This window comes from Paenibacillus sp. FSL P4-0081 (genome assembly GCF_000758565.1).
Lineage (GTDB): Bacteria > Bacillota > Bacilli > Paenibacillales > Paenibacillaceae > Paenibacillus_AQ > Paenibacillus_AQ phytohabitans.
Genome location: NZ_CP009280.1, coordinates 7,168,945 through 7,181,698, shown reverse-complemented (window position 1 = coordinate 7,181,698; position 12,754 = coordinate 7,168,945). Strand labels below are relative to the sequence as shown.

Genomic DNA, 12,754 nt, shown 5'->3' with positions numbered 1-12,754 from the left:
ACGAAACGTGTTTGTGAAGCTGAATCATGGAATTTGTATCACCCACAAAACTTCTAGGAGGATATGTATGTTGAGGACGGAACAACTATCGCTGGCAAGACAAATCGATCTGGTGTTTAAGGAACTGCAGGAAGAATTGTCAGGATTGACTTCCGGTATCGTATTTGTGCAAATCAGAAATAACGTCATCGGCAAGTTCGGCATCCGCCATAATCCGCTTGCCGGGCGCAGCGGGAGCTATGCAGCGGAGCAGGAAGGATTGACTGCGGGTCAGCAATCTTCTTTCCGGGTGATGGCTCTGGAGAGCCTGAAGTACAAGAAGCGCTGGACTCATGGCGAGATCAGCTATGAATTTGCCGTCCGCCAGGGGATGGTGGTTGTGGATGCGACACTGGAGTCTAATTACAATATGGCCAACCTGATGATCCGCTACCCCCGCAGTAACCATGGCGATGTCTCTGACCAATCCTTTGGCTGATTACCCGATTATATATATCTTTGGTATGCCCATATAAAAAGCCCCCCTGCGCTTCGACGAGAAGCGCGGGAGGGCTGTGAAGCTGCTCGGCCTAAGCTATGCGCTTGGCCGGATACTTATGATAAGGCTGCTACTACGAACGACCGGACAGTTGTTGCTCTGCCAGTTGCACCAGACGTTTGGTGATGTATCCTCCCAAAGAACCGGTTTCGCGGGAAGTGTAGTTCCCATAATAACCGTCAGCCGGGATAGTTACTCCAAGTTCTTGTGCTGCTTCATATTTCAACTGCTGCAGCGCTGCATTCGCTTGAGGAACGACCAGGTTGTTAGAACGGCTACCACGACCTTGTTGACCTGCTTGACCCATGTTTGTTCACCTCCTTCGCCCGTTGTGAAGATAGTATGAGCGCTAGGGGGAGAATTCATGCACGAATTTCGAAGGTTTAGAGGCTGGTAATTATATGAAATTTACCCGCCGGGATAAATCATCTGCAAGCTGCTGCCGAACACGAGTATCTGGCCTGGTTCAAGCGTGACCATTCCGGTGAAGGAAGCGTCCTGCTGAAGATTCGGCGCATCCGGAAGCCAGGTGAGCGGTTCAATGCAGAGGAACTGGTCAGCCTCTCCTTTGGTATAGAGGACCCAATGGCGGAATTGTTCCTTGTCCACCGAATAACGCAGTCCGTAGCCGTCATCGCGCATCAGTAACGCTTCGGCAGGCTGATGATCATCCATCCTCAGGGCCGTATCCAGATTCTTGCCTTGGAGATTCATATGGCTGTTAAGACTATCGAGTTCACCGAGCGGTAATAAATGTCCGCTAGGCAGGAGTTCATTATTTAGCTCATAAACGCTTTGCACAGGGAGAGTTATGCTCCAGCGCTCAGGGGCGCCGTCAAGCATAAACCATGTATGATAGCCTATACCAAATGGAATGCGACTGCCGCCCAGATGGGTAACCTTGAGTGTCTGCACCAGGTCAGGCCCCTGCAGGCGGAATGTCATCTCAAGCTTCAGCGGCTCGGGAAATTGCCTGATCCACTCCGGATCATCCGTAGTTGTGAATTCGGTTGTTACCGCGCAGCCTTCCTCGTCTTCTTCAATATCGCTGACACACCAGGCTTGGGTACGGTGCAGGCCGTGAATATGATGATCGCCTGAATTCCGGTCGAACTGGTAGCTGGTGCCATCGAACGCGAACTGCCCGTTTCGGATACGGCCGGGCGGTACCAGAAGCGGAATACCGAAGTGATAAGGTTTCTGAATATAAAAAGCCAAGTCGCTTTCATCAGGCTGGCGCAGGATTTGCCGCTCCTCCTTGCGGTCCCATAAGGAAATTACATTGTTCCCCAGCCGGGGCAAAAGCGTGACTTCCAGCTCACGGCTATGCAAAATGTACGTATCATAACCGTTCCACTGCCCTTTGGTCACCTGTTTCATAAGAGATATGCTCCTTTGATAAACTGTAATCAGATCATACACGAATATCCTTATCATACCAGATTTATTCAGCGGTGGTTAGAGATTTGACAACTTCTCCGGCACGCTCTATGATGAAGGCAACAATGAATGACAACAACGTGATGACAGGGACAAGTAAGCATGGACTGTACCTTCAGAAAGCCGGTGGCTGATGTGAACCGGTGGTGCACCTCTGACCGAATGGACCCTTGAGCGCCGCGATCGAACGGGCTGCATAAGCCTTCAGTAGACCGGCCGGCTCTTCCCCGTTAACGGAAGCTAAGGCTGCTTGCCTGTCCTTCAGGGATAACTTAGGAGCAGCGAATAAGGGTGGTACCACGGTCTCACGTCCCTTGCGGATGTGGGGCCTTTTTGCGTCCTGACGCAAACGGAATAAACAGATGATGGAGGATAAAGATCATGGCTAAAAAAGTATTATCGGGGATTCAGCCCAGCGGTTCGCTCACGCTCGGAAATTATATCGGAGCGATCAAGAATTTCGTCAAGCTTCAAAGGGAATATGAATGTTACTTCATGGTGGTGGATCTGCATGCCATTACGGTTGCCCAAGACCCCGCTGCCCTTCGTGAGAATTCGGAATCGGTAGCTGCATTGTATCTGGCTGCAGGCATTGATCCTGCCATCTCCCATGTCTACATGCAGTCCCACGTGCCTCAGCATGCTGAGCTGGGATGGATTCTGACGACACTGACTGCTATGGGTGAGCTGGAACGGATGACGCAGTTTAAGGATAAATCGGCAGGCAAAGAATCCGTAGGAGCCGGATTATTCGTATATCCATCGCTGATGGCTGCAGATATCCTGGTCTACAACGCCGATCTGGTACCGGTGGGTGAAGACCAGAAGCAGCATCTGGAGCTGACCCGCGACTTGGCGGGGCGCTTCAATCACCGGTTCGGTGATTTCTTCACCATTCCTGAGCCGTATATTCCTGAAGTCGGGGCGCGGATTATGTCTCTGGATGACGGGACCAAAAAAATGAGCAAAAGCGACCCTAATGCCGGCAGCAGAATCGGTCTGCTGGATCCGCCGGATGTCATCCGCAAAAAGATCAGCCGCGCAACCACGGATTCAGGACGCGAAGTGGTATTTGATCCGGCCAATAAGCCTGAGATCAGCAACCTGATGAGTATCTATGCCGAATGCTCGGGAATGAGCCTCCAGCAGATAGCAGACAAGTATGAAGGGCAAATGTATGGCGGCTTCAAAAAAGAGCTTGGCGAAGTAATCGTCGCCCTGCTTGAACCCATCCAGCAGAGATACCATGAGATCCGCAGCTCAGGCACACTGGGCGATATTCTGGCTCAAGGTGCCGAAAGCGCGCGCAGCAGTGCTGCCCGGACACTGGAAGGCGTGAAGGAACGGATGGGCTTCCTGCCTTACCGTTAAGAGGAGGGCAGCTTGCGCTCGGCCTTGCGTCTCAGCCGGGCTTTGATGATGAAGCCCCAGCCGATATTGAGCACGCACAGGGCGCCGAGCAGCAGCGCCAGCCAGATGTTATAGCTGATTGAAATGGAAGCTGCCGTAAGTATGAGAATTGAAGAGCAGGCGAACCACAGTGACAGACCTTTACCCATATGTTCCAGCCTTCCTTTCTGCTGCAATAGCGGTGGAGTGAGTCCCGGAGTGCTTTCTGCACCCCGGGATTTTCAATTCATATCATGAAGTATATACTGTAACCGCTTTATTGTGATTGTGCCTTATGCGGTCCGGGGCGTCAAGAGGCTGCAAGAGAATTAGACCTCAGGAAGATTTAACCTGCTGCAATTTTAGAACCAGTAAAGGTCCAATGACGGAATCCTGCACAGAATACAACATTTTCTTTATTAAATCGCCTCTAATCAAAAATTGTTGCACAAAAGGCAGCATTCTCCTCCTTCATAGCCGCTAAGCGGGGGAATTGCTGTATTTCATACAATAATTCGTAAAGAGGGTGAACTTCAACTCATTGCCCGTATAAATTAAAAAGATGGCATCCGCATGGGCGGATGCCATCCATCTACATGATATGCCTTGTTTACGCTGCTATGTCTTAACTGTCCCCGGATCAATGGCGAAGCGCTCATCGAGCTTCTCACTGCTGAGCCAGCCTACATAAGTATTCAGCGGATGATACTGGTTGTCCATGACCAGTACTGCAACGAACGGGAATTGCTTACGATGTAAATAACGAACATCCCCCCAGCGTACAATATAACCAGAGGGCAGCTCTTCGACCTCGGCGACAGCGTAAGAGGTAAAATACAGAAAAGCCTGAATATCCGGATGGGATTTCGAATGTTCAACCGCGGGGTGAGTGGAGCACACCGCATGCTTGAACCATTCCAGCTTGCCGTTGTTCAGCAGTCCGACGTTGTAGCTGCCATCCGGCTTGGCTTTGACCACGTTCCAGCGTGTAGGCGAAATCGTAGGGATGACAAAGTACCGGTCACCAGCATTATGGTGCACATCCTTGTTCTTGATGTTACGTGTGATACGCGCATGTACGAGCGTCCGCCAGATGTAATACAAGACGATGCTTGCGTATAGGGTAATGAACAAGGGTGCCGGAGGCACAATCCCGCTGATCCAGAGAATGATCGCTGCCGCATGGCTGCCGAAGATGAACGGGTCGAAGATGTGGATAATATTCCAGGCAATCCATTTCTCGGTGAACGGGCGTGCCGCCTGGGTCCCATAGGTGTTGAACAGATCCGAGAACACATGGATGGCAACGCCGATGAAGCTCCAAAGCGCAATATGGCTTAAGGCATGGAGATCCGTTAATCCGAAGACCGGACCTATGACCACTGTGATCAGAGCCGGCCATAACAGTAAAAAGGGCAGGGAATGGGTGATTCCCCTGTGATTGCGGATATAAACTGCGTTGTCCTTCAGCCGCAGCGCAGTATCAGCATCCGGTGCCTGAGAAGCGAGTACAGTAGCGACCATTACGGCACCGGCAAGTGTCCCATTCGCGGCGACTGAAGGATCAACGAACGACAGACCGGCGAGTCCCAGTCCCATAACAAAATGTGTAGCGGTATCCATTGGTCAGATCTCCTTTGTACGGAAGTTCTCTATTAATAACTACCCAATTTAGCGTCCAGTTATTTAGGGGGGAGGAAATAAATATTGTCACGTAATTGTCGAATTGATGAACATCATGGTCAATGATTGTCAAAGTCTTTCCCAGTTTGCTATGATAAAGTTAATAGCGGAGCGAGTAATATTATCCAGATGCAGCCGAACGGTTACTAAGGCTCCGGCGGAACGTTAAGAAGTCCCTTAGAAGGAGGAACACCATACGTGGACAATCAATTGAGATATCAAGCTTCTTCCGATTCCGCATCAATGTCTGCCAAGTCTCCACCGGAAGGTGCAAGCTGGCGCGACTTCATTACGGTGACGAAACCCGGTATTATCCGTTCCAATCTGATCGCTGCTTTTGCAGGCTACTGGGTAGCTTCAGGCTGGGATGTACAGTATGGGCGATTAATCCTTACCCTGCTAGGCACTATGCTGGTTATGGCCTCGGCCTGTGTATTCAATAATTATTTCGACCGGGATCTGGATATGAAGATGGAAAGAACCCGTGAGCGGGGCTTGCCTACAGGCAGGCTGAAGCCTCAGACAGTGCTGCTGTACGGCATTGGGCTGGGTATTGCCGGCCTGGCTGTGCTGTTTGCTTTCTGCGGAGTACTGGCTGGACTGTTTGGCATCGTCGGCATGTTCGTATATGTTGTAGTGTATACCCTTTGGCTCAAAAGAACATCTACCTGGAGCACTTCCGTGGGAGCCATCTCCGGTGCCATGCCGCCTGTAATCGGTTATGTGGCTGTTACCGGAACCGTAGACCTTGGTGCCTGGCTGCTGTTCGCCATGCTCTTCCTGTGGCAGCCGCCCCACTTCTGGGCACTTGGTATCCGCCGCAAAGAGGAGTACAGGGCCGCAGGGTTCCCGCTGCTTCCAGTGGTCAAAGGGACGCGCCGCACCAAGTTCCAGATGATCCCTTATGTGGCACTGCTGCTGCCTATCCCTGTACTGATGTACATGTATGACTATGCAGGAATATTTTATCTGATCGTATCGTCAGCTTTGTCGCTGGCCTGGCTCTATTTAACCTTAACCGGATTTAAGGCGAAGGATGATGATGCCTGGGCCAAGAAAAATTTCTTCTTCTCCATTAACTATCTGACCATAAGTCTGATTGTGCTGGTATTGAATACGATCCACGGTTAAATTTTAGATACACGCGGTGGAAGTACGGATTCTTATGATGAATGGGGAGGGGTCCTGTGCAGACCTTGAAACGCTATAAATGGACCTGGCTGATGCTGCTGGCGGCGGTAATTATGGCCGTCTATCTGGTAGTGAATTCGCTTAGCTTCGGAGACAAGAAGCTGCCGGTCATCGGGGAGGTACAGGACTTCTCTCTGGAGAATGTGGATGGACAGCAGGTGAGCCTTGCGGATACGGCAGGCAAAGCAAGGCTGGTCTATTTCTTCTTCACCGAATGCCCGGATGTGTGCCCTATTACTACTTACATGCTGTCACAGACACAGGATCTGCTGGTGAAGGATGGCAGCTTCGGCAAGGATATTGAATTTGTCTCCATTTCCTTTGACCCGGAGAACGACACACGTGAAGCGATCAGGGCATTTGGCGACAAGTTTCATGCCGATTATAACGGCTGGTATTTCCTGCGCGGGGATCAGGAGCAAGTGCGCAAGCTGGCGGCTGAATCATTCAAGGTTCTTATCTACGGCAACAGTAAGGATGATTTTGCCCATGCCAACCTTATTGGTCTGGTAGACCGGACCAACCGCCTCCGGGGATTATATGATGCCGGGGATACGGAGAATGTGACTCCGGAGTTTCTGGCCGAATCGGTTAAGAAGCTGGCCCGTGAATAGATTTGCCCGAATAAATCAAACGCCTTGCCGGACTCCTTCCAATTAAGGAGGGACCGGCAAGGCGTTTTTGGTGTTGACTATAGACCGAAGCCAGCTAGTTGTTGCTGAACGGCTGCGGATAGAGAATATATTCCTCAAGCCCGGCTTTTTCAAGCTGGGTGATGCTGTACTCGTCAGGAGTGCCTTCGACACCGGCATAACCCCGCCGGGTATACATATGCACCGCATCGGGAAAGGCATCGCGCAGTACGCCGCGGATTTTTTTGCCGGAGCTGTCATTGTCCATATACAGGTATACTTCTCCATCACCGACAGTGCGGCGCAGGGATTCCAGCTTGAGTGTGTTCAAGGTGCCGAAAGTGCACAGAATGTCGACCTCCGGCGCGAGCAGCCGTCTCAGCCGGCTGCGGTCATTCTTGCCTTCGACAATAATGGTAATGGACATAGGTGCTCACTCCCGGATCGTAGTTGGTTATGACGATATTGTACCTAAGCTTCGCCAATTTTAACAGTTCAAAGAGCAATATGTATTCATTCCCCGGGAAATGTCGTAAAAACAAACGTCATCAAACAAACAATCACCCGGCAGAAAAAATGCGGGTGATTGCTGGCGAATGCGGCTGGAATCAGGCGGCATGGCCGTTCAAGCCCGGAGAATAAGCAGCGGGACTGCCGGATCTTCCGGGGGGGAGCAGCAGAAGGGCTGTCATCAGCAGCACGAAGGCAATGAAGTAAGGGGAGACATAGTCCCGCAGCTGTCCGGCGGCTACCGGCCCGGCAAATGCCCCGAGCGACATAGCAATGGATTGCAGCGAGAAGGTACGTCCCATCCGGCCTGCACCGCCCAGACTGATGAACAGGGAAGCCATGGCCGGGAATAACACACCTTTGGCTGCGCCCAGCATGAACAGAACGACTCCCGCCGGGATGCTGCGGAAGGCGGCCAGAGTGAAGAAGCAGATCGCCATTCCCAGCAGGGCGGCAGCAATGCGGATGCCAGGGGCCAGCCGGTTCAGGAAGAACAGGCTGAGGGTTAGTAGTGCCCCGAGGCTGAGCAGCGACAGCAGAATTCCGGTCGAAATCATTCCGCCGCTTCCTTGAGACAGCGGAAGTTCAAAGAAGAGTACCCCTTGGGAGCAGGATACGAAAAAAGGCAGCAGATAGTAGCGCTTAGAGACTGGAATAACGGCTGACAGCGGATTCGCCGCTTTCTCCTGCGGCAGCGGCAGAGCGGGTTTGTGTACAGCCAGCGCAGGAGAATGCTTCGGGACACTGAAGAAGGCCATCACACCTGTCAGGATGAGCAGCCAGCCCAGCGTGCTGAAGGTACCGGAATAGCCGGCCTTGGCCACGATGAACGCACCGGCCGCCGGTGAGACCACAGAGGCCAGCGTGTGGATGATTCCGTGGCCTGACATGTACTTGCCCTGGGTAGCCGGGTCAGAGGAGAGGGAGGCCAGTAGGGTCATGCAGGCAGGCGAGAGGAAGGCCAACGCGAAGCCGCTTGCTGCGCGCAGCAGCAGCAGATGCCAGGGCAGCTGCGCATGAGCCTGGAGCAGCAGGATTAGTCCGGCTGCTGTAAGGGCAAAGACGATGTAACGGCGGCTGCCGTTGCGGTCAACCAGTACACCGGCCAGCAGGTTGCCGGGGAGGTGGGTCAGCGAATACATCCCCATCATCCAGCCGATAAAGGCCGGCCCAGCTCCCAAAGACATGGCAAACGGCGTCAGAATGGGATACTGGGCATGCAGGTCAAAGAAGGCAAGGAACAGAAACAGATACAGCCACAGCGCGGTTTTCACGGGTAACACCTCCAGATTGGTGGCCAGCCGATGAGTAATGGAACGGAATTCACTTGGAAGAAACGGCCTACTTGTACTTTACGTGCACCGGAGGGGGCTTATACCATTTTCTTGGCCAGACTCTGTATGCGCTTCTGCAGCCCGGGAACCATGAATTATAAGAGGTATTCATGTATAATAATTATTATTAATGATATGTCTGACGGGACAGGAGTCCCGGAGTGGCGAAATTTGCGATAGGGGTGTTGTGAAATTGATGGATCCGGCAGTGTGGTCACAATTTATCAGAGAGAATTGGCTTGTTATCGTTATTGCGCTTGTCCTGCTGTTTGCAGTAATTAATCTCGTTAAGACTGTATTGAAATGGGCAATTGTTATCATTATCGTTGCAGGCCTGTTCATCTACAGCGGGGTGACCATGGATCAGATAGGTAATGCTGTTAACAAAGTGGCGGACGGGACGGTCAGCACACTGAAGAACGAAGCGCAGGAAGTCATGCTTAAGGAAGCGCAGGATGCGGTGTATACCTCCGGCGGTGACGGCACTTTTACGATCACTACTCCAAACCTGGAAGTGAAGGGCTCCGCCGCAGAGGATAAGGTTGAAGTAATCTTCCGCGGGGTCAGTCTTGGAAAGTGGAGTGTAACGGATACCACCAAAACATTTATCGATGAAGCCCGGAAACAGGCCGGCAAATAAAAGTGCAGCTGAACTTTGGGCAGGCAGGCTGGCCGCAGAAGGAGGAGCGAGAGAGATGCTGAACAGCTGGTTAGATAGTCTTAGTGAAGCCAATATCATCTCGATCGTCCTGCTGGTGGTCGTGCTGTTCTCCGTACTGCAGGGATGGGGCCGGGGCTTCAAAAGGGCGGCCGGAGGGCTGTTCGGACTGCTCGGCTCCGGAATAATGGCGATCGCGGCCCTGATCATGGCGGTTCCGGCTGCTGTATACCTCTCGCCACTAGCCGGGGAGTGGGCATCAGGCGTTGTTCTGCCTGACATCCGGCTGAGCCAGTGGCAGCAGGTGTATTATACAGCCGTATCGGTGCTGGCGAACTCGCCGCTTGTGCGGTTCCTGCTCCTGCTGCTCCTGTCCTACAGTCTGATCCGCCTAATGCTGGGTCTGCTGTTCCTGCTGCTGCCTTTCCGCCTGCCGCGGTTTTCGTCAAGGCCGGGAGGGAAGATCACGGGGGCCAGCCGCTTAAGCGGAGCCGTTCTAGGCTTCGCCGCAGGGCTTGCCCGCGCACTTGTCCTGGTCTTCGCGCTCTACATCGGCGTAGGGCTGAATCCGGACAGCGGCTTCAGCCGCTATGTGGAGTCCTCGCCGATCTACAGCCAGAGTGCGGCAGCGGTATTTGAGCCGCTGGCCGGTGAACAGGTCCGGGGGAAGCTTCCGGTGCTGACCAAGGCGGTAGCCGCCGAGATGAATGATATTCTGCGGCGCAAATATGAAGTGATCGACCATGATATCTCCGCGGACATCGCCGGTGCAGCCGCAGATATTGCCGGACAGGCTGACGGGGATGAAGAGAAGGCCAAGCTGCTCTATGATTGGATCGGCTCACGCATCACCTATGACTATACCAAGGCAGAGAATTATGAGCAGAAACGGATCTGGCATGAGCAGACCCCGCAGGATACTTTTGATACCCGGCTGGGAGTATGTATAGATTATGCCCGTCTCTATGCCATGATGGCCCGTTCGCAGGGCCTTCAGGTGCGGGTTGTAACCGGCAGGGGCTATGACGGGCAGGGCGGTTATGGTCCCCATGCCTGGAATGAGGTCTATATCAGCAGCAGGGAAGCCTGGATTCCGCTGGATTCTACCTGGGCCAGCAGCGGTAACTGGTTCAATACCAAGGATTTTGATTCAACACATATCAAGGAAAACATCCTCTGACAAGAAGCGGGAGCTCCTCCATCTATGGTACAATAACAGCGTGTAAGAAGAGCTCTGCCTGTGGACTGCCGGATATACGGTTTTGCATAACATACAAGGAGAGGACATGCTGTGAGATGGTTCGGTAAGCCGGGCTCCCGCCCGGATGGAGGTTCTGCCCGAAACTACCTGAGTTTACGCATAAATCTGTTTTTCTTCGGCACTTTTTTTATTTTCTGCATTATTATTATCCGCCTTGCAGGGCTGCAGTTTGTGGAGAGTCCTGAGCTTACTGAGGTCGAGGCCAGCCGGGAGACCAAGGATGTGCCGCTTGCGGCGATCCGGGGAATTATTCATGCTGCCGGCGGTGAGAAACTTGCCTATTCCACATCCATTCAGTCGTTATATATCACTTTAACCAAAGAATATACAGCCAAAGCCAAGAATAAGGACACCGGAGTATACGACTTCACTGCTCAAGCCAAGGCAAGGACGAAGTCACTGGTGGCGCGGCTCACGTCAGTTTTTAATGAATATGGTGATCCTTCCGCCAAAAAGCTCTCGCAGGAGGATATCCTTGCTCTGCTGGATCTTGATTATAAGAAATCGCTTGGTTATGTCCCGCGTAAAATCAAGACGGGGCTGACGGTGAAGGAAATCGCTCATTTCATGGAGAACAAGGAAAGCTATCCTGGGGTAGCTGTTGTGGAAGAAAGCGTCCGCCATTATGACAAGGATACAGTGGCAGTTCAGACGGTAGGCTATATGAAGCTGTTCCGTTCTACAGAGGACTATAATATATACAAGAATATCCGTAATGCCATGAAACAAACGGGTGCTGATCCCGGCCTGACTTACAGGGAAGATGAATTTGTCGGCATCTATGGTCTCGAACAGCAATATCAGCGCGAGCTTAGAGGCAAGAACGGTTATCAGACCCTCTCCGTTAATCCGCAGAACATGGCTGAGGAAGTCATTGCATCGGTTCCGCCTGTCAAGGGCAACGATATCTGGATGACGATCAATAAAAACGTGCAAATGAAGACAGAGCAGGCCATTATGGATCAGATCCGCTGGCTGCATACCAATCCGGTCCAAGGCAAATATCATCCGGATGCCCTAACCGGGTATGCGGTTGCGATGGAAGTAGATACAGGCAATGTAGTAGCGATGGCCAGTATGCCGGACTATGATACGAATGTCTGGAATGCCGAGAAGCTGCTGCCGGAAGTATACGATAAGATCAAGGATAATTACCAGAACGGGACGATTAATGAGAATATCTCCGGCTTCTCAGGCAATGGGCTGAAGTCCTTGATTTTCCTGGGTTCCACAATCAAACCGTTAAGTGTGTTAATTGGTCTCAATGAAGGCTTATTCACCACCACCGATACGTATACGGACAAGGGAATCGCGTATTTCGGCAAGGATGACAGTTCCTCTGTAAGCAATTCCTCAGGGCACGTCCTGGGGCCGCTTGATCCGGCCAAGGCGATCCAGGAGTCATCCAATGCTTTTATGGTAGACTGGGTCGGCAATGCGCTCTATAAGAAGTATCCGAGTGAAGGAATCGCGGTATGGGACAAGTATATGAAGGCCTTCGGACTTGGGGTTTCGACACAGAGTGGACTGCCGGGTGAGAGTGCCGGAGTTGCCGATTATATCAACACGAAGCAAGCGGGTTCTGTCCAGGCGGCGTTAGTCTTTGCCTCCTTCGGTCAGAAAGGCAAGTATACCGCACTGCAGCTTGCCCAATATACAGCGACGCTTGCCAATGAAGGGGAACGGATCAAGCCGCAGCTGGTCAGCAGGATTACAGATGCCGGAGGCCATACGGTCAAGGAATTCGGACGGGAAGTTCTGGACAAAATTACGTTTGATCCTTCGTACTGGAAGGAGATCAAGCAGGGGATGAACACGTCGGTTAAGGTGTTTGACGGATTCCCGTATGATTTTGCCCGCAAGACAGGGACCTCTGAAATGGATGCGTACGGTGCGGTCCGTGACAACGGAGTCTTTATTGCTTATGCTCCTCGCGAGCATCCCAAGCTTGCTGTAGCGGTGATTATTCCGGAAGGCGGCTTTGGATCGAACAGTGCTGCACCGGTGGCCCGCAAAATATTTGAAGCCTATGACTCAGAATACGGGCTCGATGGAGTCCCCAAAAAAAATCTTCCGCCAGTAGAGCAGAAACAAGAGTCAACTGTGAACTAAGAGGTT

General features: G+C 52.2%; 13 protein-coding genes. 7 read left to right on the top strand and 6 right to left on the bottom strand.

Annotated elements, in window-relative coordinates:
* Nucleotides 1–67 precede the first annotated feature (67 nt).
* Entirely contained in the window at nucleotides 68–478 is a 411-nt protein-coding gene (locus P40081_RS30470; RefSeq protein ID WP_042139842.1) for a hypothetical protein, read from the top strand.
* 133 nt (nucleotides 479–611) lie between these two features.
* Here P40081_RS30470 and P40081_RS30465 read toward each other — a convergent pair whose 3' ends face one another.
* Together P40081_RS30465 and P40081_RS30460 are read right to left on the bottom strand one after the other, a co-directional pair.
* A complete protein-coding gene (locus tag P40081_RS30465) occupies nucleotides 612–845 on the bottom strand; it encodes an alpha/beta-type small acid-soluble spore protein (protein ID WP_039307200.1) in 234 nt (77 codons plus the stop codon).
* Nucleotides 846–946: 101 nt separating this feature from the next.
* A complete protein-coding gene (locus P40081_RS30460) occupies nucleotides 947–1,918 on the bottom strand; it encodes an aldose 1-epimerase (protein WP_042139841.1) in 972 nt (323 codons plus the stop codon).
* Between the two features lie 441 nt (nucleotides 1,919–2,359).
* Between P40081_RS30460 and trpS the strand changes: the two genes are divergently transcribed.
* Nucleotides 2,360–3,349: a tryptophan--tRNA ligase gene (trpS, locus tag P40081_RS30455; protein WP_042139840.1), complete on the top strand. Its 990-nt coding sequence runs from the start codon at nucleotides 2,360–2,362 to the stop codon at nucleotides 3,347–3,349.
* Here trpS and P40081_RS30450 read toward each other — a convergent pair.
* Nucleotides 3,346–3,537 (bottom strand): hypothetical protein, encoded by a 192-nt coding sequence (locus P40081_RS30450; protein ID WP_042139839.1) that lies wholly within the window; start codon nucleotides 3,535–3,537, stop codon nucleotides 3,346–3,348. The genes trpS and P40081_RS30450 overlap by 4 nt on opposite strands.
* Nucleotides 3,538–3,985: 448 nt before the next feature.
* Nucleotides 3,986–4,990 carry a metal-dependent hydrolase gene (locus P40081_RS30445; protein ID WP_042139837.1) on the bottom strand — a complete coding sequence of 335 codons (1,005 nt, stop codon included), beginning with the start codon at nucleotides 4,988–4,990 and terminating at the stop codon, nucleotides 3,986–3,988.
* A gap of 258 nt (nucleotides 4,991–5,248) precedes the next feature.
* On the opposite strand from P40081_RS30445, the gene cyoE reads away from it, so the two are divergent.
* Both cyoE and P40081_RS30435 read left to right on the top strand, forming a co-directional pair.
* Entirely contained in the window at nucleotides 5,249–6,181 is a 933-nt protein-coding gene (gene cyoE / locus P40081_RS30440) for a heme o synthase (RefSeq protein ID WP_039307208.1), read from the top strand.
* Between the two features lie 56 nt (nucleotides 6,182–6,237).
* The gene (locus P40081_RS30435) at nucleotides 6,238–6,855 is read left to right on the top strand and encodes an SCO family protein (protein ID WP_144026206.1); all 618 of its coding nucleotides are present in this window, start codon (nucleotides 6,238–6,240) and stop codon (nucleotides 6,853–6,855) included.
* 94 nt (nucleotides 6,856–6,949) lie between these two features.
* Here P40081_RS30435 and P40081_RS30430 read toward each other — a convergent pair whose 3' ends face one another.
* Complete coding sequence (locus P40081_RS30430; protein WP_039307212.1) at nucleotides 6,950–7,300, bottom strand: DNA primase; 351 nt, start codon at nucleotides 7,298–7,300, stop codon at nucleotides 6,950–6,952.
* A gap of 181 nt (nucleotides 7,301–7,481) precedes the next feature.
* Nucleotides 7,482–8,657: an MFS transporter gene (locus P40081_RS30425; RefSeq protein WP_042139836.1), complete on the bottom strand. Its 1,176-nt coding sequence runs from the start codon at nucleotides 8,655–8,657 to the stop codon at nucleotides 7,482–7,484.
* Nucleotides 8,658–8,913: 256 nt separating this feature from the next.
* Between P40081_RS30425 and P40081_RS30420 the strand changes: the two genes are divergently transcribed.
* From P40081_RS30420 to P40081_RS30410, 3 genes are all read left to right on the top strand, one after another.
* On the top strand, nucleotides 8,914–9,357 hold the full coding sequence (locus P40081_RS30420) for a hypothetical protein (RefSeq protein WP_042139835.1): 444 nt from the start codon (nucleotides 8,914–8,916) through the stop codon (nucleotides 9,355–9,357).
* Nucleotides 9,358–9,412: 55 nt separating this feature from the next.
* Nucleotides 9,413–10,555, top strand: coding sequence for a transglutaminase domain-containing protein (locus tag P40081_RS30415; protein ID WP_042139834.1), 1,143 nt, complete (start codon nucleotides 9,413–9,415; stop codon nucleotides 10,553–10,555).
* A gap of 111 nt (nucleotides 10,556–10,666) precedes the next feature.
* Nucleotides 10,667–12,748 carry a peptidoglycan D,D-transpeptidase FtsI family protein gene (locus P40081_RS30410; protein ID WP_042139833.1) on the top strand — a complete coding sequence of 694 codons (2,082 nt, stop codon included), beginning with the start codon at nucleotides 10,667–10,669 and terminating at the stop codon, nucleotides 12,746–12,748.
* The last annotated feature ends 6 nt before the right edge of the window (nucleotides 12,749–12,754 follow it).

What these genes read in the sequence shown, in the direction of transcription:
- P40081_RS30415 (WP_042139834.1), top strand. Translation starts at nt 9,413, where the DNA reads ATGCTGAACAGCTGGTTAGATAGTCTTAGTGAAGCCAATATCATCTCG.
- P40081_RS30460 (WP_042139841.1), bottom strand. Translation starts at nt 1,918, where the DNA reads ATGAAACAGGTGACCAAAGGGCAGTGGAACGGTTATGATACGTACATT.
- P40081_RS30445 (WP_042139837.1), bottom strand. Translation starts at nt 4,990, where the DNA reads ATGGATACCGCTACACATTTTGTTATGGGACTGGGACTCGCCGGTCTG.
- trpS (WP_042139840.1), top strand. Translation starts at nt 2,360, where the DNA reads ATGGCTAAAAAAGTATTATCGGGGATTCAGCCCAGCGGTTCGCTCACG.
- P40081_RS30470 (WP_042139842.1), top strand. Translation starts at nt 68, where the DNA reads ATGTTGAGGACGGAACAACTATCGCTGGCAAGACAAATCGATCTGGTG.
- P40081_RS30420 (WP_042139835.1), top strand. Translation starts at nt 8,914, where the DNA reads ATGGATCCGGCAGTGTGGTCACAATTTATCAGAGAGAATTGGCTTGTT.
- P40081_RS30430 (WP_039307212.1), bottom strand. Translation starts at nt 7,300, where the DNA reads ATGTCCATTACCATTATTGTCGAAGGCAAGAATGACCGCAGCCGGCTG.
- P40081_RS30450 (WP_042139839.1), bottom strand. Translation starts at nt 3,537, where the DNA reads ATGGGTAAAGGTCTGTCACTGTGGTTCGCCTGCTCTTCAATTCTCATA.
- P40081_RS30465 (WP_039307200.1), bottom strand. Translation starts at nt 845, where the DNA reads ATGGGTCAAGCAGGTCAACAAGGTCGTGGTAGCCGTTCTAACAACCTG.